Source organism: Snodgrassella sp. M0351 (assembly GCF_016100575.1).
Classification (GTDB): domain Bacteria; phylum Pseudomonadota; class Gammaproteobacteria; order Burkholderiales; family Neisseriaceae; genus Snodgrassella; species Snodgrassella alvi.
This window is the reverse complement of record NZ_JACFSG010000002.1, coordinates 244067-267520: the sequence shown is the minus strand read 5'-3', so window position 1 is coordinate 267520 and position 23454 is coordinate 244067. Positions and strand designations below refer to the sequence as shown.

The 23454-nt window shown below is 42.9% G+C and carries 21 protein-coding genes; 13 read left to right on the top strand and 8 right to left on the bottom strand.

All coding sequences use genetic code 11. From position 1 onward, the window contains the following. The 5 genes from H3V01_RS08980 to H3V01_RS08960 form a co-directional block, all read left to right on the top strand. The coding region (locus H3V01_RS08980; protein ID WP_198186573.1) for a YadA family autotransporter adhesin at positions 1-1987 on the top strand (1987 nt) is incomplete at its 5' end. A gap of 979 nt (positions 1988-2966) precedes the next feature. Next, entirely contained in the window at positions 2967-3323 is a 357-nt protein-coding gene (locus tag H3V01_RS08975) for a hypothetical protein (RefSeq protein ID WP_025331585.1), read from the top strand. 587 nt (positions 3324-3910) lie between these two features. After that, positions 3911-4456 (top strand): iron transporter, encoded by a 546-nt coding sequence (locus H3V01_RS08970; RefSeq protein ID WP_025331586.1) that lies wholly within the window; start codon positions 3911-3913, stop codon positions 4454-4456. A gap of 107 nt (positions 4457-4563) precedes the next feature. Continuing rightward, complete coding sequence (locus H3V01_RS08965) at positions 4564-4899, top strand: cupredoxin domain-containing protein (RefSeq protein ID WP_025331587.1); 336 nt, start codon at positions 4564-4566, stop codon at positions 4897-4899. A gap of 14 nt (positions 4900-4913) precedes the next feature. Further along, entirely contained in the window at positions 4914-5744 is an 831-nt protein-coding gene (locus H3V01_RS08960; RefSeq protein WP_198186572.1) for an FTR1 family iron permease, read from the top strand. 181 nt (positions 5745-5925) lie between these two features. Here the strand turns inward: H3V01_RS08960 and H3V01_RS08955 are convergent, their stop codons facing one another. Continuing rightward, a complete protein-coding gene (locus H3V01_RS08955) occupies positions 5926-6075 on the bottom strand; it encodes a hypothetical protein (protein WP_198186571.1) in 150 nt (49 codons plus the stop codon). Between the two features lie 49 nt (positions 6076-6124). Between H3V01_RS08955 and H3V01_RS08950 the strand changes: the two genes are divergently transcribed. Genes H3V01_RS08950 through efeB form a run of 3 tightly spaced genes read left to right on the top strand, consistent with a single transcriptional unit; the run spans position 6125 to position 9123 of the window. After that, positions 6125-6943, top strand: a complete 819-nt coding sequence (locus tag H3V01_RS08950; protein ID WP_084565282.1) for an FTR1 family protein — start codon at positions 6125-6127, stop codon at positions 6941-6943. After that, positions 6930-7823 (top strand): EfeM/EfeO family lipoprotein, encoded by an 894-nt coding sequence (locus tag H3V01_RS08945; protein WP_198186570.1) that lies wholly within the window; start codon positions 6930-6932, stop codon positions 7821-7823. Before H3V01_RS08950 ends, H3V01_RS08945 begins: the two co-directional genes overlap by 14 nt. A gap of 10 nt (positions 7824-7833) precedes the next feature. After that, complete coding sequence (efeB, locus tag H3V01_RS08940; RefSeq protein ID WP_198186569.1) at positions 7834-9123, top strand: iron uptake transporter deferrochelatase/peroxidase subunit; 1290 nt, start codon at positions 7834-7836, stop codon at positions 9121-9123. 129 nt (positions 9124-9252) lie between these two features. Here efeB and pepN read toward each other — a convergent pair whose 3' ends face one another. After that, complete coding sequence (gene pepN, locus H3V01_RS08935) at positions 9253-11898, bottom strand: aminopeptidase N (RefSeq protein WP_198186568.1); 2646 nt, start codon at positions 11896-11898, stop codon at positions 9253-9255. 159 nt (positions 11899-12057) lie between these two features. Beyond that, positions 12058-13344, bottom strand: a complete 1287-nt coding sequence (locus H3V01_RS08930) for an MFS transporter (protein WP_198186567.1) — start codon at positions 13342-13344, stop codon at positions 12058-12060. 341 nt (positions 13345-13685) lie between these two features. Between H3V01_RS08930 and H3V01_RS08925 the strand changes: the two genes are divergently transcribed. Beyond that, the gene (locus tag H3V01_RS08925; protein WP_198186566.1) at positions 13686-15086 is read left to right on the top strand and encodes an amino acid permease; all 1401 of its coding nucleotides are present in this window, start codon (positions 13686-13688) and stop codon (positions 15084-15086) included. 241 nt (positions 15087-15327) lie between these two features. On the opposite strand, the gene H3V01_RS08920 is transcribed toward H3V01_RS08925, so the two are convergent. Continuing rightward, complete coding sequence (locus H3V01_RS08920) at positions 15328-16113, bottom strand: thiazole synthase (protein ID WP_025331595.1); 786 nt, start codon at positions 16111-16113, stop codon at positions 15328-15330. A 277-nt stretch (positions 16114-16390) separates the two neighbouring features. Here H3V01_RS08920 and H3V01_RS08915 point away from each other — a divergent pair, with 277 nt between their 5' ends. The 3 genes from H3V01_RS08915 to H3V01_RS08905 all read left to right on the top strand — a co-directional run bounded on the left by H3V01_RS08915 (position 16391) and on the right by H3V01_RS08905 (position 17793). Further along, positions 16391-16558, top strand: a complete 168-nt coding sequence (locus tag H3V01_RS08915) for a hypothetical protein (RefSeq protein WP_157785011.1) — start codon at positions 16391-16393, stop codon at positions 16556-16558. Positions 16559-16652: 94 nt separating this feature from the next. Then, positions 16653-17159, top strand: a complete 507-nt coding sequence (locus H3V01_RS08910) for a MarR family winged helix-turn-helix transcriptional regulator (protein WP_025331596.1) — start codon at positions 16653-16655, stop codon at positions 17157-17159. Next, positions 17146-17793 carry a peroxiredoxin-like family protein gene (locus H3V01_RS08905; RefSeq protein ID WP_100126295.1) on the top strand — a complete coding sequence of 216 codons (648 nt, stop codon included), beginning with the start codon at positions 17146-17148 and terminating at the stop codon, positions 17791-17793. Before H3V01_RS08910 ends, H3V01_RS08905 begins: the two co-directional genes overlap by 14 nt. Positions 17794-17991: 198 nt before the next feature. Here the strand turns inward: H3V01_RS08905 and H3V01_RS08900 are convergent, their stop codons facing one another. From H3V01_RS08900 to H3V01_RS08890, 3 genes are all read right to left on the bottom strand, one after another. Next, complete coding sequence (locus tag H3V01_RS08900) at positions 17992-18519, bottom strand: YagU family protein (protein ID WP_172350012.1); 528 nt, start codon at positions 18517-18519, stop codon at positions 17992-17994. 366 nt (positions 18520-18885) lie between these two features. Next, positions 18886-19080 carry a sulfur carrier protein ThiS gene (thiS, locus tag H3V01_RS08895; protein WP_037394784.1) on the bottom strand — a complete coding sequence of 65 codons (195 nt, stop codon included), beginning with the start codon at positions 19078-19080 and terminating at the stop codon, positions 18886-18888. Then, the gene (locus H3V01_RS08890; protein ID WP_084551390.1) at positions 19080-20195 is read right to left on the bottom strand and encodes an FAD-dependent oxidoreductase; all 1116 of its coding nucleotides are present in this window, start codon (positions 20193-20195) and stop codon (positions 19080-19082) included. Before H3V01_RS08890 ends, thiS begins: the two co-directional genes overlap by 1 nt. 169 nt (positions 20196-20364) lie before the next feature. Here H3V01_RS08890 and H3V01_RS08885 point away from each other — a divergent pair, with 169 nt between their 5' ends. After that, a complete protein-coding gene (locus H3V01_RS08885; RefSeq protein ID WP_084548210.1) occupies positions 20365-20637 on the top strand; it encodes a DUF3079 domain-containing protein in 273 nt (90 codons plus the stop codon). An 818-nt stretch (positions 20638-21455) separates the two neighbouring features. Here H3V01_RS08885 and pta read toward each other — a convergent pair. Continuing rightward, a complete protein-coding gene (gene pta, locus H3V01_RS08880) occupies positions 21456-23153 on the bottom strand; it encodes a phosphate acetyltransferase (protein WP_025331603.1) in 1698 nt (565 codons plus the stop codon). Between the last annotated feature and the right edge of the window lie 301 nt (positions 23154-23454).

Below are 23454 nucleotides of genomic sequence, written 5' to 3'. Positions count from 1 at the left end.
ATATGCCAGCCATGGTTCCGGCGCTGCCCAGAAGATTACTAACGTAGCCAACGGTACACTTAGCAGTGGCTCTACCGATGCCGTTAACGGTGACCAGCTGTATAATCTGTCCACCTCACTGAGCAGTAGTCTTTCCACTGCGACTGCCGGTAACAATACCGGGCTCTCTACTACCAACAGTAATATCTCTACTTTGTCTAGTAGCCTGAGTTCTGCGGTGAATAACATCAGTAATCTGCAACGCGACGCACTGCAATGGAATGGTAATGCTTATGATGCCAGCCATGGTTCCGGCGCTGCCCAGAAGATTACCAACGTGGCTGCCGGTCAGCTGGCAGACGGTTCTACTGATGCAGTCAATGCCGGACAGTTATACAGTATTTCGTCTTCCATCATTAGCAGTGTATCAAGCTCAGTTGATCAGGTAGTTACTGAGAGCAGGACAACGATAGAAACGATGAACAAAGATATCAAAGCTGCTCAGGATGATATTAAAACTGCTCAGGATGATATTAAGACCTCAAAACGTTTGATTGACGAATTGCAGAAGAACTCAGTGCATTTTGACGATGGTACAACAGCCTTCTCAAATCAGCTGACTCGTGACGCAAGCAACGAAAGAACCATTAGTGGAGTTGCAGACGGACGAGTAGACGCAACGTCTAATCAGGCAGTAAATGGTCGTCAGCTCTATTCGCTGTCCACTTCCACCTCAACCAGTCTGTCCAGCCTGCAGGATCAGCTTCACCTTGCTTCCGGCACCATACCGGCAGGAATATCCACAACATTGAGCTCATTACAGCTTAATGCCCTGCAATGGAACGGTTCAGCTTACGATGCCAGCCATGGCTCCGGCACTGCCCAGAAAATTACCAATGTTGCTTCTGGTGATACAGGCCAGAATTCAACAGAGGCAGTGAATGGCAGCCAGCTGTGGCAAATGAAAAATGAATGGAAACAGGATTTACAAAGTCTTTCCAGCTCAGTGGATACCAAGCTGGCACAAAACAGTGGTGGCGGTAATGCTTCTGCGATCAATGAAGCAACTGAAAAAGCCAATCAGGCTATTTCGGATACCCAGAAACTGTCTGCTTCAACAGCTGATGCCCTGTCTGCAGTAGCAGCCAGCCTGGGCGGTAATGCCAGCTACAACCCGCTCACCAGAGCCGGCACAGGTGGTTTCACTGCACCAAGCTATACAACCAGCAATGCTGATGGTACTGCGGTAACAGCCAATAATGTAGGCGATGCCATTAACAATCTGTATAACGGCGGCAGCAAATATGCAAAAGTTAATTCCACTCAGGCTGTGGCTTCAGCAAGCGGAAGTGATGCTATTGCTGTAGGCGGTGCAGCAGCTGCCAGTGGTAAGGCTGCTGTAGCTATTGGTTCACAAGCAGCAGCCAGTGCAGAAAACGGCGTAGCTATTGGTAATCATGCCAGCGTTACTCAGAATGGCGGAATTGCGCTGGGTGCCAACTCTGTGGCCAATACGGCAGCAGGTATTAATGGCTACATTCCGGTTAGTGCCACAGCACAACAGGCAAGAGCCATTCAGGCAACCACCAGCACTCAGGCCGCTGTGTCTGTGGGTGACGCCGCCAATGGTGTTTACCGTCAGATTACAGGTGTCGCTGCCGGTACTGCCGACACTGATGCAGTCAATGTGGCGCAGCTGAAAGGTGTTAATGCCCGCATGGAAAATATCAACCGCTACGTCAATGATGTTAACGACCGCGTACATCGTGTAGAACGGCGTGCCTATTCCGGCACTGCTCTGGCCATGGCACTGTCTGGTGCTTATCTGCCGCAGTTAAATGCCGGTGAACAGACAGTAGGTGTAGGCATGGGTTCATATCATGGTTATGCTGCAGTTGGTATTAACTACAAAGCCACAAACAATACCGGTAAGTTCTCATGGGGTGCAGGTGTCTCCACTACCGGACGTGAAACCGGCTTTAATGCAGGTATAGGCTACAAGTGGTAATCATCAGATAAATAGCTTCAAAATCGGGCATACACTGGTATGCCCGATTTTTTTGCTGAAAATAACAAATTAAAGCACTGAGAAATTACATTATCCTGATACTGAAGACTGAATGATGAAATACCAGTTTTTTTAGTTATATCAATTCGCTTCTAATACCAATAAAACAACACTTTAAAAATAAAACTGTTAACCATTAAACAAAAAATATTGCAAATACACTAAATCGAAGAATATGCAGCCGGTTCCTGTATATTACCCATTTATATTATTCAATAGTCATCACAGCCTGTTCAGCGAATATGGCTACAGCTCAAGATATTCTGTCCTGTAAACAATAAGTAATTACATAATCGTCTGCTTAATCTCGCATTTATCATAAAAATATGCAAAATATATAATAGCCGGCAATACATGCCAAAAAAATAAAAACTGGCTTTTCAGTCATAAAACAGACTTAATAATCCGGATAAACAAACCATTTTTACCCGGAATGAAAATGCATATCAGATAACTCATACATATATATGAGTCAATAATTGACAGTTCCCTGCTTTAGCGGCAAGATAAAGACGTTACGTTCAATAGCGTAACCAGCTTTGACAGGCTGAACAAAGAGGCAGACTTTTTGCTACTTACCAAAAAAGTAGCGTTGGTCTGTAAAAACCCATTGCCACCGCTTTTTTTCATGGTGGACAGTGGCAGGGAGGCTTTACGCCTACCGGTATACTCTTTGTCGGTCTGTCAACCCTGCCATTTGTCTGCCGCCATCTGTGTTTAACAGCACACTTGCGGTCTCATGATTAAAGAGAAGGGCAATGATATGAACATCTACAAAGCAAATCTCCCCTTTCAGAAACCACAATCTAACCTGTTTGCCCAAAAACTACTGACAATCAGGTGTCGTCCTGATACACAGATATACTACATACTTCATACAATTACTCATTCAGCATAAAATACAAAGGGAGAATAAACAATGAAACTTCTTGCGCCTGACAAGAATGCGCTATCCACAGCATTGCACGACAACCTACAACTGCAATACCCCTTTGCACTTTATTATATACAACAAACTACATCACTCGGCAGCCAATGGCATAACGAACCAGAGGAAATTACCGAATATACAGCCTATATCCTGTCACCCTATATCATCAAAGCCGACTCAGACTGGCAGGATAGCGGGTTGCTGGTTTTCAAGCCCTGTAACAGCATCATCAGTGCCGAAACCCTGGTATTTTCATTCTGCAAACAGCATAACTGGGAACCCCTGCTCTGGCAAGGGATAGAACCCATAGCACAACAAATATGGCAGGCAGTACACAGAACCTAATCATTTTCTGCTTATAGTAATTTCACCATAGGCGACTATTTTCGATAACTGTTTATTCATACCACCAAACCAGCCCGAACAGTTTTCTACTTCAAACTAACACATATCAATTAAAGTACTATCCGGAATCTGTTCCGGCTGATCATTTCCATAACCAGCGCTATCACAACCACAAGCTTAATTTAACATTACTTAACTTATATATCAATAGTTTGCCTACACCACAACAGCAAATAATTTAGAAATTCCTCCATCAGTTTTCCGGTTGGTAACGACCAGATTAAGATTGATAACAGCTGAAACCATTTCCAGCCGGCGTTTTCAGCTTTTTTAATCTATATATTTATTAATAAAGGATATATTCAATTGTCAATTTAGATTTGTTATTTATAAGACACTTTTACGGACAACCTCAAAAAATTACTGTTATTTGCACCACAATAAATAACAATAAACACCAGTAAAAAACATAATTTAATTATTTTCTAACATTGGTAAAAGGAGTATATTGATAATCCTTATCAATTGATATGCAGTCATATCTGATTCAATTTGTCTCAATATGAATAAAATAGGGAAATTATAAAATGCTGTTACAAAAAATTGCTATCGCCAGTGCCGCTCTTGTATCAATGGCAGCCTTTGCTCAGGAATACCCCATGGGCAAACCTATTATTAAAAACGGAATGGAAATTTCCGGTGTATATCTGCCGCCTATTACTATGGACACTGATGGCATGGATCACAGTAATATGCATTTGCCGGCCAGCAAATCCGACGTGCACATGGAAGCCGATATTCATGCAACAGAAGGTAATCCTAACGGCTTTGCCGAAGGAGACTGGATTCCTAATCTGAATATTGAATACTCCATTACCAAACTGACTAAAGGGAAATTCGAACATTCAGGTAAATTCATGTCTATGGTTGCCAATGACGGTCCTCACTATGGTGACAACATCAAACTGAATGGTCTGGGCAAATATCGTGTTACCTACCGTATCTCCCCACCAACAGCCAACCAGATGGCTCGCCATATTGACAAAGAAACCGGCGTAGCACCATGGTTCAAACCATTTGAAGTCAGCTGGGATTTTGATTATGCCGGTGTAGGCCGCAAAGGCAGCTATTAATCGCATTTAGCTGGCTGTGATCAGGGATTATTCTAGCTTCAACTGGCTGAATAATCCCTTATTACATTATTACTGCCACAACACCTTTCACTGTAAGAATATCTGTTATGAAAAAATTTCTTCTTATCCTATTGGGTTTATGCAGTCTTATGTTTTCATTTTCAGCCATTGCTGACGATAAAGTCACTCTGGAACTGAAAATGAAAGATGGTGATCTGATTCCCCTGACCCTCAATGCACCGGCCAACAAAATTATTCGCATTAAAGTTACCAACATTGGCAAAGGTCCCGTCGAATTTGAAAGTACCCAGCTGGTCAAAGAAAAAGTACTCGCCCCGGGCGCCTCATCAGTGGTCGTCATCGCCCCGAAAAAACCCGGTACCTATATCTTTTTCGATGACTTTCATCTGAATAAGCCCAAAGGGCAGTTAATAGTAAAATAAAAGCAGGAAATACAATGGGACAAACAATTTTTGTCGTCTGGCGTGAATGTTTCGAAGCATTACTGGTTGTCGGCATTATTTATGCATGGATTAAACGTAATCCTGACAATAGCCATGGTATGCGTTATTTGTTTGGCGGTGTCGGGCTTGGTGTACTGATTTCTGTCATACTGGCATTAATCATCAACGGTGTATTCAAAGCACTTACCGATGATCATCAAACCATGTTTATGATGGGCATGTCTGCTGTTGCCTGCATACTGATTGTGCAGATGGTGTACTGGATGAACAAACACGCCCGAAATATGAAATCATCCCTGGAACAGGAAATGGCACAACAGGTAGCCCGCAATTCATGGTGGGGAGCTCTGTTTATTATAGCCATTGCCATTGCCCGTGAAGGCAGTGAAATTGTCGTATTTCTGTCTGGCCAGATTATGCAGCTGAACAGTCAAAATTACTCCAGCTTCTGTTTCGCCGTACTTATCGGCATAGCAGTATCTGCCCTGACATTTTATGCTTTTATTCTAACCAGCCGCTTCATCCAATGGAAAAAGTTTTTTACCATAACCGGTATTGTCCTGTTATTTCTGGCCATTTCATTATTGCTGAGAGCTGTTGAAGACGGTACCAATATGCTGCTGGAGCATGATGTATCAATTCCTGATTTCCTCATTAGCCCGGCATGGGATACATCACATTTTATTGACGATAGCGGTCTGATCGGCAGTTTTGCTTCCTCACTGTTTGCCTACCGCTCCCAGCCAATGTGGATTAGCGTCATTACTTTTGGTGTATTCTGGTTATTAATGGCTATATTGTTTTTAAGGAAAAAATCCAGATAAGGCAAAACCTGCTACATATCTGATTTACTTACTTTGGGCATGTGCCGGTTATTTCTTCAGCATATGATTTACCGGCACCATTCAATCATGATTTGAGTGTTTTTATACAGCCTTATCCTTCTCTAGCATTACTGATAACTAGCTCAGGCTGAAAATCATGCCCCAGCACTTAACACCCTTATCAACCATATCTGTTACTTGCTGCAATATGGTGAATACGAACAAAAGATATGTCACGTTTGTCCCCTGCTGTCACAATAAAAAGTAATCGGCGCAATGCTTCATCAGTTGCTACAATTGCACTGAAAAACCCTGTAACTATAAATTTCATCGGAACAGGTCTTTAAATCAATTAATTTTAAAATAAAACGAGATTTAGAATGGAACAAACCTTTTTTATTGTCTGGCGTGAATGCTTTGTAACACTGATTGTTGTCGGCGTTATTTACTCATGGATTAAGCATAATCCGGACAGCAAAAGCGGGATGCGCCATCTGTTTAGCGGCTTGATACTCGGTGTACTGTTTCTGGCAGCAATTATCGGTGGTGTGTTCAGATATATTCCCGAAAAAAATCAAAAAATGCTTATGATGAGCATATTGATATTGATTACTTTACTGACATTTTTAGTTGTATTTTTGATGTTTGAGTATATCCTGAGCATGGGATCAGCACAGGAACAGAAAAAAGCTCAACAGATGGCACGTTCATGGACAGCAGCCATGTTCATAGCAGCACTTACCATTGCCTGTGCAGGCAATGAAGTTATCTTATGGTTGTCCGGTCAGATCAGACAGCTGAATAATCCTGATTATACTAATTTATGCCTTACCGTAATTTCCGGCATTGCAGTATCTGCCCTGACATTTTATCCATTTGTTGTAATCAGCCGCCGCATGCAGTTGAAAAAATACCTTATCATAACCAGTATTATAATGTTAGTTCTGATTTTCCCCTCATATGTCAAAGCAGGTGTATATCTGTCGACACACAATGAACCCCTTCCTGATATTATGATGTGGCCGGCAGTGAAAATCTCACATTTTATTGACAATAGCTTTCTGTCCGACAGCTTTCCTGACTTAATTTCTGCCTATAATTCGCCGCCTGTATGGTTTAGCATCATTTCATTTGTTAGTTTCCTGCTATTAATCGCCATACAGCTCTTCTTAAGGAAAATTTTAAATGACACAGAATAAGTTCTGTACACTATTTATTATTTGCTCTTTACTGGTGCCTGCCATTGCTGTAGCACATGGTTTAAGGGCACCAATTATCAATGACTCTAATGCTGTAGTCGCAAAAGGGGATATTCCCACTCCGGAAAAATACCAGTCAGCAATTCGTAATTATCAGCAGGAAGTTGTACTGCAATTAAAAAGCACCCAGCAATATCTTAATGCAATTGAGAATGCCTGCAAAAACGGACAGCTGCAACAGGCGCAACAAAATTATATCCGTGCCCATCAGAGTTACGAACAAGTACGGGTTATCGTCAAACTGTTTGGTAATGCCGACCAGAATATTAACTCGCGCGCTGATTATTATCTGCAAGGTACCGATGATCCGAATTTCAGCGGTTTTCACCGTTTAGAATATGATTTATTTAAACTCAAAGACCTACAGCAAGCACAGGCAGAAAACAGCAATCTGCAATATGAAATTATTGATTTACAAAAACGTGTAGCAGCCGATGATCTGGATATTGCCAAAGTAGTTCAGTCAGCATCCGACTTTCTGGAAATGATTCTGCAAACCAAACTTGCCGGCAAAGAAAATCAGTATAGCCACAGTGATCTGGCCGATATCCATGCCAATGTAACCGGTTCAGCACAAATCATGCAACATCTGCAGAGCTTTATTCCGGCAGAGCAGCGTAAAGCACTGAATCATGGTTACCAGCAGATTTTTGCCATTCTGCAGCATTATCAACTGCCCCAGAACCAATTCCAAAGTTTCAGCCGGCTTAGTCAGACGGATCACGATATCCTGTACTCCTTACTAAGTACGCAGACAGCACGGCTGGCCCAGCTTAGGGCGCAACTAAATATACGTGTTTATTATAAATATCCTAATTAAGGTTTAAGTTATGTCTAAAAACACTTTCAGACATCAGCCTGTCTCAACTGCCTCGCCTGAAGACAATCCGGCCAGCACCACGCGACGCAATAGCATGAAAATGCTGCTGGCCGGAGGGCTGGGTATCGCCAGTCTTAGCGCCGTCAAAGCAGCCAATGCCGCCGGCAACTGTACTCATGATTACAATCAGGCCGTTGATTACTGGGGTAGCCATCAGGCTGGCGTAATTACCCCCGACACCAAAGAAGCTATCTTTGCTGTCTTCAACGTTACTGTAAAAAACAAAAAAGAGCTGCAACAGTTATTCCAGCGGATTTCACAACGTATTGCCTATCTCACCAGACCACAAACACTCACAGCAGGTAAAAATGACCAGCTTCCTCCGGCAGAATCCGGGCTGCTTGGCCAAAATCTGTCTCCCGACTCACTGACAATTACCCTGGCCGTGGGTGCCAGCCTGTTTGACCAGCGTTTTGGTCTGTCTCAGCTCAAACCCAAAAAACTGATTCCTATGCCCCGCTTTCCCAACGACCGGCTGGAAAAAGCATGGTGCGGCGGAGATTTATCAATCCAGTTCTGCGCCAACAGCCGCGAAAGTGTCATTTATGCCCTGCGCGATCTGATTAGTCATTGTAATCAGTATATGGTGCCGGTATGGAAAATGGACGGATTTCTACCGGCCAGAGATATTGACAATCACACTACCGCTATTAATCTGTTTGGCTTTAAAGACGGTACCGGTAATGGCTCCATTAGCGATAGCAAACTGATGGATGAACTGGTATGGGTAACCAAGAACAACCAGGAACCGGCATGGTGTCTGGGCGGCAGTTATCAGGCAATCCGCCTGATTCGCTTCAATCTCGAATTCTGGGACAGAACCCCGCTGGAAGATCAGGAAAATGATTTTGGCCGTTACAAAACCAGCGGAGCACCCATTGGTATGCAGCATGAAATGGATGACCCGAAAATGAACAGTGACCCTCATGGCGACCGTATTCTGTTTGATTCACACATGCGCCGTGCAGAACCACGTATTCCTGAACGGCATGTAGCCAAACTGCGCCGGCGCAGTTTCAGTTACTCTCTGGGTGTATTACCCAACGGTCAACTTGATATGGGTCTGATTTTTGTTGCCTATCAGAACGACCTGAAAAAAGGTTTTATTGATACCCAGAATCGCCTGAATGGCGAACCGATGGAACGTTATATCAAACCATTCGGCGGCGGATTTTTCTTTGTTTTACCGGGAATGGCCAAAGAAAATGACTATCTGGGCAGACTGCTGCTTGAAGGATAAACAGTACCAAGACAGATATTTTTAAGTTTATAAGGCTTAAAAAATAAAATACTGAAATAAAAAAGCACTACAGCATCAACTGTAGTGCTTTCATTTATCTGGCTTATCACTAAATAAATCAGCAATTCCTCAGCCACCTAATATTTTATCTACAATTTCACGGCTGTCTTTGGACAACCCGTCATGTTTTTGAATCCGCTGTAACTGCTCGGCCATCAAGGCTTTGCGGTGCGGTTCCAGCCGACCGTACAGATTAAATGCCTGTACCAGACGAGAAGCCACCTGCGGATTAAATCCGTCAATGTGCAATATATGCTCAGCAATAAAACGGTAACCACTGCCATCGGCCGCATGAAAGTGCTGAATATTCCGGCTAAAGCTACCCAGTAAAGAACGTACCTTATTCGGATTTTCTAAGCTGAAAGCGTGGTTCTGTAATGCTGCCTGCACCTGTTGCAAAGTATCCGTCCGCTGGCTGCTGCCTATCAGAGTAAAATACTTATCCATGACCAAATCATCATGAGCATGGCGCTGAGCAAACTGGTCTAATAACTCATTACGCTTTGTATCAGCCAAATGATTAATGGCCAGAAGCATTCCGAATTCATGCGTCATATTGGTAGCCCGCTGCGGATACTCAGCAGCAATGCTTTGCAATAATTCTGCTCTGGCCTGTACGCCCCATTGCAGTAAAGTATTGCGCAGGCTGCGAATACCGGCCAGATCAGGATGGTATTCCTGCGGGGCAGCATGTTTGCTGTTCTGCTCCTGCTCATCAGCCCACTGACGCCAGTGTGTCAGTGTATCCTCCATACTGCAAGCCAGATCCTGCAACAGTGCCTGACGTGCACGAACATACAGCTCGGGATTAATGCTCTGAGCATCTTCCCACAATTCAGCTTCAGCCGGTACTTGCAACAACACTGCCTTATACGCCGGATCAATATCAGCATTCAGTGCCGCCGTAATGGCCTGAGCCAGCGCAGCATGATGTGGTACAGGCTGACCGGCTTCAAGCGCAGCCAGATTTGCCGTAATGGCACGCCGGTACAGAGTTTGTGCTGCTTCCCAGCGGGCAAAAGAATCACTATCATGTGCCAGTAACAGCATTAAATCAGCATCACTATAGGGATACTCCAGTCTCACCGGAGCACTGAATCCGCGCAATAATGACGGTATTACTTCTTGTGTTACATCATTAAAGACAAAAGTCTGCTCAGCCTGATTAAATACCAGTACTGTTTCCTCAACCACAGAATCACTGTTATCCAGCCGGAACGAAACTGGTGTGCCATCTTTACCGATTAAACCGGCTTTTACCGGAATCACCATTGGCTGTTTTTCATGCATATCCGGTGTGGGCGGAATAGATTGCTGCAAATACAGACTAAATGTACGTTTTTCCGCATCATATTCACCACGTGCTTTAACCTGCGGTGTACCGGCCTGACTGTACCACAACGCAAACTGTTCCAGATTAACACCATTGGCATCAGCCATAGCCGCACGAAAATCATCACAGGTAACAGCCTGTCCGTCATGCCGCTGGAAATAAAGCTGCATTCCTTTCTGAAAACCGGCTTCACCGAGAAGAGTATGGTACATACGTACCACTTCGGCACCTTTTTCATACACAGTCAGTGTATAGAAATTATTCATTTCTTCGTATGAAGCCGGTCGTACCGGATGTGCCATCGGACCGGCATCTTCCGCAAACTGCATACTGCGCAATACTCTGACATTATGAATACGGCGAACAGCTCTGCTGGCCCGGTCGGCTGAAAATTCCTGATCACGAAAAACGGTCAGCCCCTCTTTCAGCGACAACTGAAACCAGTCCCGGCAAGTGACCCGGTTACCTGTCCAGTTGTGGAAATACTCATGCCCGATCACACCCTCTATCGCCTCAAAATCAGCATCTGTAGCTGTATCACTGCTGGCAAGCACATATTTGGTGTTGAAAATATTCAGGCCCTTATTTTCCATGGCGCCCATATTAAAATCACCAACAGCCACCACCATAAAAATATTTAAATCATATTCCAGATTAAAGCGCTCTTCATCCCACTGCATGGCATGCTTCAGCGACTCCAGAGCAAAACCTGCCTTAGCACGGTCTTCTGGACGGGTATAAAATTTCAGCGCCACTTCTTTACCGCTACAGGTAGTAAAACTGCCTTCGAGCACCGCCAGCTTGCCTGCTACCAGAGCAAACAGATAGCTTGGCTTGGCAAACGGGTCACGCCAGCATACCCAGTGACGGCCATTATCCAGCTCACCATTATCAATCAGATTACCGTTAGACAGCATAACCGGATACTGCTCTTTGTCACCAATAATGGTGGTGGTAAACTGGCTCATCACATCCGGACGGTCAAAGTAATAAGTAATTTTACGGAAGCCCTCCGGCTCATTCTGGGTATACAGATTATTACCGGATTCATATAAACCCATCAGCGTTTTATTCTGTGCCGGATATAGTCTGGTCGTGATTTCCAGCACAAACTGTCTGTCCGGTACCGTATGAATAATCAGCTTTTCATCTGCCACAGCATACTCATGCGGATATAAGGATTTACCATCTAAAACAATCTGCAATAGTTCCGCACTGCCATCAAGCACACAAGGTTTTTGCGTCTGCTTTGGTACAACAGTCATACGATTGATTACTGTGGTATAAGCTTCGTCCAGAGTAAAAGTCAGATTAATATCTGCCACCGCAAAATCCGGTGCCTGATAATCTTTAAGATAATGAACCACTTTTTCTTCACTCATCATTAACACTCTTTATTCAAATCTGTTTTGGTTATTGTACGACTGCCATCAATACAATCAACCTCATCATGCCCTGTCCGGCAACATAATTATCTTTAAATACGGCCATGTTCGCCGTTCTCAATTCCTGCCGGCTATTAATAGCAGAATTGGCAATTATTATTCATATTTAACCTGATAACGACCACCGTTATCAGAACTATCATTTTTTTTCAGCATAGATAACAATAAAGAGGCAGCTGCTGATAATGCCATCCATATAGCAACAAAACAGATAACCGGAAAATAACTACCGCAATATACCCGCAGCAAACCACCAAGCCAGGCGGTTAATAAACCGCTAATCTGATGAATCAGAAAAAATGCACCAAAAATAAAGCCTTTATACCGATAACCGAAAATAGAACCGGCCAGACGGGATATAATAATGACGGTTCCCATATAAGTTATTCCGAAAAAAATCCCGAACAGCGGTACCATCATTGGTTCCGGCCACAGAGCCAGTGCCATGAGCGTTATACAACGCACGATATACAGCAGACACAGCAATAAAGGCAGAGATACTTTTTTAGCCACCAGATAACCAATCAGTACACTGCCCACGGCTTCCGCCAGCCCCAGCAAACTCAGTGAAGTACCGGTAAAAAGATTGGCGGTTTCATTCTGGCTTAATATTTCCTGTATTGTCGGAACATAATGTACATCAATAAAAATCATTGACGTACCGCAGCCGGAAAAAGCTAAGGCAGACAGCACAAACCGACGGTCTAGATACCAGTAACGGGGTAAAGGTGCGGTAATATTCGGGCTGACCGGCTTAGGCTTAGATTTAGATGATATATTTGCAGGCTGCACTATTACTTTTTCAGGCACCCGGATACCTTCCATCCAGTTCAGCAATGCCGGAACAATAGCCAGACAGGCAAATACACCGGCCAGAATAGCACAAAGCATCGGCCATGAGATAAACCCGTCCAGATAAATCCACAGAGGAGACAATATCATCAGACCGGCAGCGATACCGTTAGTGGTCAGCACATACGCAAACTGGCGCCGCTCAGGTATTACATATCTGTCAATCAGAATACTGACCGGTACAAAAGTCAGTGCAGCAACCGCATATGCAGCCAGCAGCAGAAACCCCAGCACAAAAGTCATGAAATTGTTACTAGAGGAAAATAGTAAAAAGGCACAGGCAGCAGCCAGCATTCCCGATAACAGAACATGACCAGCACCACAACGGTCACACAGCTTACCAACTAATGCTGAGTAAATACCTTGCGCAAGGCCAAAAAAACCACCAACCAGAGCCATTGTTTCAATACTCACAGCATAATGATCTACCAGACTGGTAAAATAAACCTGATAAACCCCTTTTATGGCTGTGCTGATAAACATCACAATAAAACCATAGCCCACCACTAATCCGGTCCGGATTGCGCGCATGGACAAGCTCTCCTTCCTTATTTATCTGTTATTATGTCTTTTTATACCTGTCTAAAACCGGTAACACCACTACCTTAATACAACAGCCTCTCATTCTCAACAACTATATTCAGATATTGCCGGCAACAACAATAAACTGTGATAAAGTATTACAAACTCGAACCGGTATGTACCGGTAAAATGCTTATATCAATAAATGTATATAAGCATAGTGATGAACCAGTCTGTGGTTAGCAGTATATATATTTATCATAATTAATTTTATATCAACGTATACACTTCTAAAAATAAAACCATGTTTTCTATTTTTGTTTTGTTTTCCAGTCTGTAAAGGATACACCATGAGCCGACCACCTGAGTTAAAACGCACACTGAAAAACCGACATTTACAATTGATTGCTATTGGTGGTGCAATCGGCACCGGTCTGTTTATGGGTTCAGGCCGTACGATCAGCCTGGCCGGGCCATCTGTGTTGTTTACCTATGTCATCATCGGCGCATTTCTGTTTTTTGTGATGCGTGCCATGGGTGAATTATTGCTGCACAATCTGCATTACAAATCTTTTGTCGATTTCACTACCGATATCCTGAATCCGACTATAGGTTATTATGTCGGCTGGTCATACTGGTTTTGCTGGGTAGTGATTGGTATGGCAGATATCGTAGCGATTACCGGCTATACTCAGTTCTGGTGGCCGGAAGTGCCATTATGGCTGCCCGGCATTATCTGCATTGCCATCCTGCTGGCGCTGAATCTTTTATCGGTCAAACTCTTCGGCGAACTGGAATTCTGGTTTGCCCTGATTAAAATTCTGGCGATTCTCGCGCTTATCGGCTGTGGCGGCTATTTATTACTAACCGGCTTTACCAGCCCCAGCGGTATTCAAGCCAAAATCAGCAACTTATGGTCTTATGGCGGTTGGATGCCTCATGGCTGGTCAGGTTTTTTTGCCGCATTTCAGATTGCTATCTTTGCTTTTGTCGGCATTGAGCTGGTCGGTACCGCTTCAGCCGAAACAGATGATCCAAATACCACCCTGCCGGCTGCCATTAATAAAATACCGGTGCGTGTCATTATTTTCTACGTACTGGCACTAACCATTATTATGACGGTTACCCCGTGGAATATGGTCGCCCCCGACCGCAGCCCGTTCGTCAATATGTTTACCCTGATTGGCATCAGTGCTGCGGCCACTATTATTAATTTTGTTGTACTCACCTCTGCACTGTCTTCCGCCAACAGCGGTATGTATTCTACCGGCCGTATGCTGTACGGTCTGTCAAAAAACGGTGTTGGTCCGAAGGCTTTTGCGCAGCTGTCCGCCAACGGAGTGCCGCAAAACGGTCTGTTATATTCTTGTGCTCTGCTGCTGATTGGCGTTGTTCTGCTTTATGCGGAAGGCGACGTAATGAAAGTATTCACGATTGTCACCACCGTATCCAGTATTTGTTTTATTTTTGTATGGGCAGTCATTCTGATTGCCTATCTGCGCTACCGCCGGCTTTATCCTGAAGCGCATGCGCGCTCAGTTTACAAAATGCCTCTGGGTATACCCATGTGCTATGCCACTCTGATATTTTTCGTTTTTGTCCTGTACCTGTTCAGTCAGGATAAAGATACGCTTACCGGTCTGATCGCCACACCAGTGTGGTTTATTCTGCTGACTATGTTCCTGCCATTGTATCGTCAGCAACTGAAAAAACGCATTACCTATACCGATACAGACCATCTGAATCATTAATACCCAAAAATCTGTCCTGTTTAATTACATATGCATCAATTAAACAGGACAGAATAATCAATAAAAGACCTAAAGCTTATATACGCTTTAGGTCTTTTATTGAATACTAATCTTAATCAGTTTGCTGCTCTTCAATTCAATATGTTATTGGGGGATAACTTTCCTTATCGGGAAGCCGTTAAGCAATAACCGCTAAGCCATTTCACACATGCTCAGTATTCAGTGACAAATGAAAACATAGTTAAGCATAGTGCCAGAACGGCTGTCCTACCTGGGGTGTAGAGGCTTGTGCATTGTCCCGCGGTACTACTGGCTCCGCTTCATAAGCCATTCTTCCTGCATTAACAGCCAGTGCAAACGCTTCTGCCATCATCACCGGCAAGCCACTACGTGAAACCGCGGTATTCAGCAATACCCCGTCAAAACCCCACTCCATTACTTTTGCCGCATGCGAAGGTAAGCCTAGCCCTGCATCAACAAGCAGAGGAATATCCGGTAAGCGTTCACGCAGGACATGCAAGGCATATTCATGTACTGGTCCCAGACCGGTACCAATCGGTGCAGCCCATGGCATCAATGCCTGACAACCGGCATCCAGCAAGCGACGGCAGGCAATCAAATCTTCAGTACAATATGGCAGTACCTTGAAACCCTCTTTAATCAGGATTTCGGCTGCACGCACCAGCTGAAATACATCCGGCTGCAAGGTATCATCATCACCAATCAGTTCAAGCTTGATCCAGTCTGTTTCAAATACCTCGCGAGCCATCTGCGCAGTTGTTACCGCCTCTTCTACACTCAGACAACCGGCGGTATTAGGAAGAATCGGTACAGCCAGCTCCTGCAACAATCCCCATATACCCTGCCCATGCTCTGCCGAAGTTGCGCTCTGACGGCGTAAAGCAACCGTAATCATAGCCGGCTGCGCTTTCCTAACTGCCGTACGCAGTACTTCGAGTGTGGGATAAGCAGCAGTGCCTAACAACAAACGACTATTAAACTCTTCATCATAAAGTTGTAAAGCCATATTCACTTCCCCCGTTAACATAAAAAATAAAAATCTTCCAACTACAAGCTATAAAGGCAAACTGCACAAAGTATTTATACTTTATAACAAAAACAATAACTTTTCACTTATTTTCACTTAAAACAACATTTGTTATTATTACCCGGCGCATATACATCTAATTATCATAATTAATATTTTTATTTTAAATATCAAAGCACCGCACACATAGCTTTTATCATGATAGGAAACAAAAACCCTGTGTAATAAATGTCATGGTAAATATCAGTCCTAATAAATGAAAACGTTTGCAGCTTCTCTTTCTGCCGGCATGGTTACGACAATTCAATTTATCCTGGCCATCAAGCAAAAAATTTCAGAAATATCTAAGAAAACAAATAAATTCTTAATTACTACAACCATCCGGAAAACAGCAAACACAGCCATTCATATCAATTTACCATAACAATACAATTCTGAAATTATTGACAATAATTTTCCTCGTCTATACTATAATTAATAAATAGTAAGGTCACTAACTAATTTATAGAAATAACCATATGCAACTTGAAAACCGTTATTTATCCTTTTGTAATGTTCTGGAAAAAGAAAAAATTGCAGATCTGGATAAAATTAAGACATGCTTTACTCTATTATCCGTTGCAAACACTATTGATATTGAATGCGCCAAACGTCTGCAGCAATTTCATTTATCTGAAAGCAGGCTGATTATTTTAGTATTGTTAAAAGAATACCCGGAGCTGTCGTTACAAGAAATTGCTAAATTATTAGGCATAACCAAAGCATCAACAACAACACTAATCAGCTCATTAGTTAATGAAAAACTGATTTCAAAAAGAACTGCCAGTCAGGATAAAAGAATTTCCCTCGTCTCATTAACTGATACCGGCACTAAACTGGTTAAAGAAATTCTGCATCAGCACAGCCAGTGGATAGAAAAAATAACCCAAAATTTATCTGCTGAAGAATTAACGATATTTAAAAAAATTCTGCAACAAATTCATCAAAACGTTTCACAACAGGAAAGTCATAATGAAAATAATTGAAGAGCTAAAATCAATACAGCAAGATATGTTTACCCAGTTACCTGCAGAAGTATTGAATGTGATGGGAAATTCATTATCAGAAATGCTTACGCAGAATTTAGATTGCCATGCCATAAAAAGCGGAGATACCGCACCAGATTTTTCTCTGGTAGCGACAAATAATCAAAAAATCGAACTCTATAAATTGCTGGAAACAAAACCAGTCATTCTCAGTTTTTTCCGGGGCAGCTGGTGCCCGTTTTGTGTTAAAGAATTAGAACACTTTAACCAAAATCTGAAATTAATCCTCGATACTCAAGACGTTCACTTTATCGCTATTTCTCCGCAAAAACCTGATATCAGCGCTCAATTAATACAGGAACACAATATTAATCTGACTATTTTATCTGATACGGGTAATCAGATAGCCAAACAGTACGGTCTGGTATTTACCCTACCAGAGGATGTCAGAAATTTATACAAAAATTTAGGTGCAAATCTGCCGGATTTTAATGGCGATGACAGTTATCAGCTGCCCATACCAGCCACTTATATTATCGGCCAGGATAAAAAAGTTATCTTTTCCTATATCAATGTCAATTACATGGAAAGAGCTGACACTTCGGAACTAATCAAAGTACTGAAAAAAGATTAAGCCTGCCATCATCATGATTTCATCCATCACAAAGCGCCAAAGCCAGCAGGCTGAAGTGCTTAACATAATGCCCGTGCATGTCTGTATCATCAGGAATAGCGGCTAAATAATATTTTCCCGATTGTTACAGATATACACAGGCATCGTATCCGGCCTTAAGCATATAAGCCGGTACATCATACATAAATCAGATGAGTTTTACTGAAACTCCGGATCCGGTTTTTCGGTCAGGCGGTTACGCAGATCGCGGCGGAAGATTTCAATTGTCCACATCCACAATAGCGTACCAATAAGTTCGGAAAACAATTCATCAAATGGCAGATTCCATGGTGCCGGAGATAAATTCAGCACCGGCAGCATAATACCGTGAAACAGAATAGTTACACCAATACCAAAAGCCAGACCCTGCCATAATTTAACTTTAGGAAAAATTTCAGCAGCCATACAGTAAATAATAGCCCATACAATTGAAAACAGAATATGTATGGTACTACCACCCCAGTTCACTACCTGATCTGAATAGGTGTAAACCATGCTGTGAATATCAATACCCATATCCTGAATCATCTGAATGGGCGGTGCTATACGATCCGGGGTTCGTGGCGGCATTATTCCTTCCGTACCTGATTTCACAAAAGCAGAAACCAGACCGCCCATAATTCCGGCAAAAAAGGCTACACCGTAATTGCGACTGGATGGTTGTGTGCGAGTAAACAGATTAGACATAATTATTTCCTCTTAATGTAATAATGATTACTGTTTTTTTCTATTAATTAACCCAAAATTGGGGTCGCAAGTGTAAATGCATATTTAATGCTAAATCAAGTAAATTTACCCTCCGAATATCTCTCCAGCAGAGCATAAATAACTGTTTAAAAATCTGAATGGCTGTTTAATCAGCAATATACTGATTTTGTATACCAGAAAATCCATATACCCCTCATCGAATTTTCACTGCTCAAATCACCAATTCATTTATAGATAAACAAAGTAAATTATTCTTCCCGGCAGGTATAAACCGGCTGTTGCCAGATAAGCAAAAACCCTGTATCAAACAGGGTTTTCAAAATAAAACATAACTACCAGCGGGTATTACCCGCCCACTACCGGTCTGACAATATCCACTTTATCCTGCGGCTGCAACTGATAAACAGAATATTGTTTTTTAGATACAAAACAAGTATTTACCGAAACCGCAAATGGTGATTCCGGCATCAGCTGCTCCAATAGATCAGCCACAGTATTACCATTAAAATCAATTACATCATCATTAACACTAATATCCATTAATCTGTTTCTCCATTGTCATTTTCCGGTAAAACATCAATATGATAGCGTGCTGGAGCATCCGGAATGGATTGCTGCTGCATTAAGGCCTGTAATACCCGTACTGTCGCAATACTTACTGCCGGCGAAATCATAAAACCGTGCCGGAACAGACCATTTACAGCCACTACATGATTTTGCTTATCATAACGTATTTCCGGGCTTTCGTGATTAAGTGTCGGGCGCAGTTCAGCCATACTTTCCAGAATCCTCGCCTCACCGAATGCCGAATGAACAGTATGCAAAGCAGACATCAGTTCCAGACCGCTGCGCACACTCAGATTACTGTCATCTTCACTTTCAATCTGTGTAGCACCGATAACAAACAACTTATTCTGTTTGGGTGCAATATAAATAGGATAGCGCGGATGCAATATCCGTACCGGACGATTAAGCTCAATATCAGGCGCATAAACCCGCAGCACCTCTCCCCGTACCCCGCGCAGACGGCTATGACCATGGCTATTCCAGTTACTTTTGCCGCCATAGCCGCGGCAATCCAGCGTCCAGTGAGCCAGACCGGCACATTCAGCCAGATCACTGCTCTGCTCCCAGTGACAGCTAACCTGCTTTTGCTCGAGCACATCGGCCAGAGCCAGTAATGTCTGGCGATTATCCAGCTGCCCCTCGGTCGGTAAAAACAATCCCTGCTTAAAACGACCGGCCAGCTGTGGTTCATGCTCACTGATTGCCTGTTTATCCCACATCTGCCAGACGCTGTTATCCTGATGGGCACGCTGCAAGTGATTAGTAAATTGCTTTGCTAAGGCACGATCCTGCGGATGCCATACAATCAATGAACCATTTTGCTGCATAAATACCGGTGTCGGAAACGAATCCACCCACTGGCGCCAGATGGGCAGACTGGTATAACCCAGTTGTACCACAAGCGGCGTTGCTTCTACTGCTTCAGCTGTAGGTGCCAGCATAGCTGCCGCTGCAAAAGCAGCAGCACCTTCACCATTACGTTTACCGGCATTAAATAATATTACTTTACAACCCTGCTCTACCAATAACCAGGCAGTCAGACGTCCCAATAAACCGCCTCCCAGCACTGCAACATCATATTGTTTCATCGTGCACCCATTTTTGTTGACTAGAATCTGTATTCAATTTCAGTCTGCATCCGGTACCATCAGCACCTCATCCAGACAAAATATTACACGGTTTTCATTTAACCGTTCCTTGAATAAAACTATCTCAGCAGGTATAACTTCATATTAATCGTCACAAGTATGCATCATCATGGCCAAGGTTTTTCCGTTACATCCGAAACATCCCGAACGAATCTGCTGGGGTTGTGATAAATATTGTCGTGCTGATGATTTGCAATGTGGTAATGGCTGTATCCGTATTCCGCATCCCTGCGAAGATTTCGGCGAGCAATGGTATCTGGACGGAGACTGGTCTGGTTTGCTTTCAGAAGCACAGCGCGAACAGATTGCCGCCGCCGGTAAACCCTCTTTACCAGAAGAGAAACCACATAAACCGCATATCAAACTGGCGTTAAAAAAGTAAGCTGTCCTTAATGTAACAGCAAATACACTTACCTGTCAGAACCCATGTCGCAAAAAAAACAATTTCTTTAATCCAGCTCATAAATTTGAAACACAGCAGCATGTGGTGCACATCATGCTAAGTTAATTCAGCATGAACCGGACTGACCATTAAACTAAATTTATGATTAAAAATCATATTGATATATTTGAAAACCAGATAAAAGATTGAAAACAGACCGGAAAAATTACCACGCTATCCATATTACAGAAAATAGTGGATGTGCAATACACAATAGAAATGATTCCGAATGACGATATTACAGTATAAAAACTGTATTCTGGTAAAATTCCAAACCTGTATATATTATATTTATTTAAAATAGTAGATTCTTTCAGCTAAACCAATACCTGAAACAATATTGCAAATAGTGACCAGCAGCAGACAGCAACCAAGCCGGCATGTGCGCACAGAAATGGTTCTTAGTTCAAAATAACAGCAGATAAAAATAAAACGCCTGCAAATATCTGCAGGCGAGTATTTAATACCGTAATATTTCCTCTATCTTTAAATTATGCCTCTGTATTCTTGGCTTTTTTCAGATCATCGTCTGTGTAATAGACTGTAATTTATGAATTCAATTTTGACAATAGTTTGTAAATATATAGCACCAAAAGACAACAATATTTCTTTTTCTAACTAAATTTAGAAATAATATTTCTCAAATGAATAGATTTATTAAAAGTTATTACCAAAAATGAAAAACAGGCAGATGATATTATTATCATCTGCCTGCTGTATAACAAAATTACAATGCCTGCGGGCTTGTAATATCTTGCCTAGTTCATCTGTACTGCCTGAATTGCCGTCAGTGCAATGGTATACACAATATCTTCAATCAGGGCACCGCGTGACAAATCATTTACCGGTTTATTCAGACCCTGCAACATCGGACCGACACTCAGCACATGTGCACTGCGCTGTACTGCTTTATAAGTAGTGTTACCCGTATTCAGATCAGGGAATACAAATACAGTTGCCTGACCGGCTACTTTGCTGTCCGGTGCTTTCTGTTTGCCCACACTTGGTACGCTGGCAGCATCATATTGTAAAGGACCGTCAATATGTAAATCAGGACGTTTTTGCTGTGCCAGTTTGGTCGCTGCGGTAACAGTCTCAACATCAGGACCACTGCCGGATGAGCCAGTAGAATATGAAATCATTGCTACTTTGGGTTCAATACCGAATGCTTTAGCAGAATCGGCAGACTGAATAGCAATATCAGCCAGCTGTTCGGCTGTAGGATTCGGATTAACAGCACAGTCACCATATACCAGAACCTGATCCGGCATCAGCATAAAGAATACACTGGATACCAGACTGGCCCCCGGCGCAGTTTTAATCAGCTGCAAAGCCGGACGAATAGTATTGGCCGTTGTATGTACAGCACCGGATACCAGACCGTCTACATCACCGGTAGCCAGCATCATTGTGCCCAGAACTACCGTATCCTGTAACTGTTCAGCAGCCTGTTCCGGAGTCAGACCCTTGCTCTTTCTCAGTTCGACCATTGGAGCAATATAACGTTCACGGATACTGTCAGGATCAATAATTTCCAGAGATGCAGGCAAAGTAATGCCTTTAGACTGAGCCACTGCTTCCACTTCTGCTTTTTTGGCCAGCAGCACACAACGGGCGATACCTTTATTCTCACAAATTGCAGCCGCAGCAATAGTACGCGGTTCATTGCCTTCAGGCAGAACAATGCGTTTATTCGCCGCACGGGCACGTGCCATCATCTGATAGCGAAACGCTGCCGGTGCCAGATGTGTTGCTACAGGTTTCGCCAGTTCGCTACCCAGCACGTCTGCATTTAATTGTGCCGCTACCGCTTTAGCAGCTTCCTGTGCCTGTGCAACCTGTACATCTGCCGGTACAGTAACCAGACCGATACATTCCAGCTGCTTACCATGTTTAGCCAGTTCAGCCTGAACATCCGCCGCAAAACCGGCAGACGGTACATTCTGTGCATCCGCAGTTAAAATAAATCCACTGATTTCAGTATGTCCGTGTGCATAATCATGCAAAGTTAGTTTTAATTGCGCAGCCACCGCCGTTGCTGTCTGACCGGCCACTGCTGCTACCAGAATTACCCGGGCATTCAATGCAGCCGCAATTTTCACATTCTGTGCCGGCAGATATGTACGGCCTGCTTCAGGTATTGCACCTTCAATAACAACCACATCGTGTTTAATTTCGTCCATCTCGTGGAAAGCAGCAACAAATTCTTCTACTACATCATCTGCCTGTCCCTGATATACACGTTCATCCAGATTGCTTAGAGATTGCGGTACCGGTAATTTCTGATTCAATACAGCCTGTACAAGTTCAGATGTATTATCCTTAGCCACATCTTCAGCAATTGGTTTAAAGTACAAAGGCACATGACCTGTTTGTACAAATACCTGCGCCACGCCCAAACCTACAGCAGTTATATTTGTCTGAGTTCCTGTCGGCACCAGCAAAAATTGTGACATAAACATCCCTTTCATTTAAATTACACTAGCAGCAAATACTGCACTTATCTTATCGCTAACGATTATAATTTACTTCGCTGCGCTATATTATAAGTTACATCAACTTTTGCATGAAAAAACATAAGCCAGCCGGATATCACAGCCTGTTACCAATTTTTAAGCAATGAGCAGCATAATCATTACCAGCATAGTACCGTTAATCTCTATTATTAAAATGTCATATTAAACATTAGCTTAAACTAAAGAGAATCATCCATATCTGTAAAATGGATTTTCAGCTAATAAAAATTTATCAATAACA

Excerpts from the sequence above, each read along its gene's own strand:
- H3V01_RS08955 (WP_198186571.1), bottom strand. The coding sequence starts at position 6,075 with ATGAAATTTATAGTTACAGGGTTTTTCAGTGCAATTGTAGCAACTGAT.
- H3V01_RS08960 (WP_198186572.1), top strand. The coding sequence starts at position 4,914 with ATGGGACAAACAATTTTTGTCGTCTGGCGTGAATGTTTCGAAGCATTA.
- H3V01_RS08930 (WP_198186567.1), bottom strand. The coding sequence starts at position 13,344 with ATGCGCGCAATCCGGACCGGATTAGTGGTGGGCTATGGTTTTATTGTG.
- H3V01_RS08920 (WP_025331595.1), bottom strand. The coding sequence starts at position 16,113 with ATGGCTTTACAACTTTATGATGAAGAGTTTAATAGTCGTTTGTTGTTA.
- H3V01_RS08970 (WP_025331586.1), top strand. The coding sequence starts at position 3,911 with ATGCTGTTACAAAAAATTGCTATCGCCAGTGCCGCTCTTGTATCAATG.
- H3V01_RS08950 (WP_084565282.1), top strand. The coding sequence starts at position 6,125 with ATGGAACAAACCTTTTTTATTGTCTGGCGTGAATGCTTTGTAACACTG.
- H3V01_RS08910 (WP_025331596.1), top strand. The coding sequence starts at position 16,653 with ATGCAACTTGAAAACCGTTATTTATCCTTTTGTAATGTTCTGGAAAAA.
- H3V01_RS08915 (WP_157785011.1), top strand. The coding sequence starts at position 16,391 with ATGAAAACGTTTGCAGCTTCTCTTTCTGCCGGCATGGTTACGACAATT.
- H3V01_RS08905 (WP_100126295.1), top strand. The coding sequence starts at position 17,146 with ATGAAAATAATTGAAGAGCTAAAATCAATACAGCAAGATATGTTTACC.
- H3V01_RS08890 (WP_084551390.1), bottom strand. The coding sequence starts at position 20,195 with ATGAAACAATATGATGTTGCAGTGCTGGGAGGCGGTTTATTGGGACGT.
- H3V01_RS08945 (WP_198186570.1), top strand. The coding sequence starts at position 6,930 with ATGACACAGAATAAGTTCTGTACACTATTTATTATTTGCTCTTTACTG.
- H3V01_RS08925 (WP_198186566.1), top strand. The coding sequence starts at position 13,686 with ATGAGCCGACCACCTGAGTTAAAACGCACACTGAAAAACCGACATTTA.
- pepN (WP_198186568.1), bottom strand. The coding sequence starts at position 11,898 with ATGAGTGAAGAAAAAGTGGTTCATTATCTTAAAGATTATCAGGCACCG.
- H3V01_RS08975 (WP_025331585.1), top strand. The coding sequence starts at position 2,967 with ATGAAACTTCTTGCGCCTGACAAGAATGCGCTATCCACAGCATTGCAC.
- H3V01_RS08885 (WP_084548210.1), top strand. The coding sequence starts at position 20,365 with ATGGCCAAGGTTTTTCCGTTACATCCGAAACATCCCGAACGAATCTGC.
- pta (WP_025331603.1), bottom strand. The coding sequence starts at position 23,153 with ATGTCACAATTTTTGCTGGTGCCGACAGGAACTCAGACAAATATAACT.
- efeB (WP_198186569.1), top strand. The coding sequence starts at position 7,834 with ATGTCTAAAAACACTTTCAGACATCAGCCTGTCTCAACTGCCTCGCCT.
- H3V01_RS08965 (WP_025331587.1), top strand. The coding sequence starts at position 4,564 with ATGAAAAAATTTCTTCTTATCCTATTGGGTTTATGCAGTCTTATGTTT.
- thiS (WP_037394784.1), bottom strand. The coding sequence starts at position 19,080 with ATGGATATTAGTGTTAATGATGATGTAATTGATTTTAATGGTAATACT.
- H3V01_RS08900 (WP_172350012.1), bottom strand. The coding sequence starts at position 18,519 with ATGTCTAATCTGTTTACTCGCACACAACCATCCAGTCGCAATTACGGT.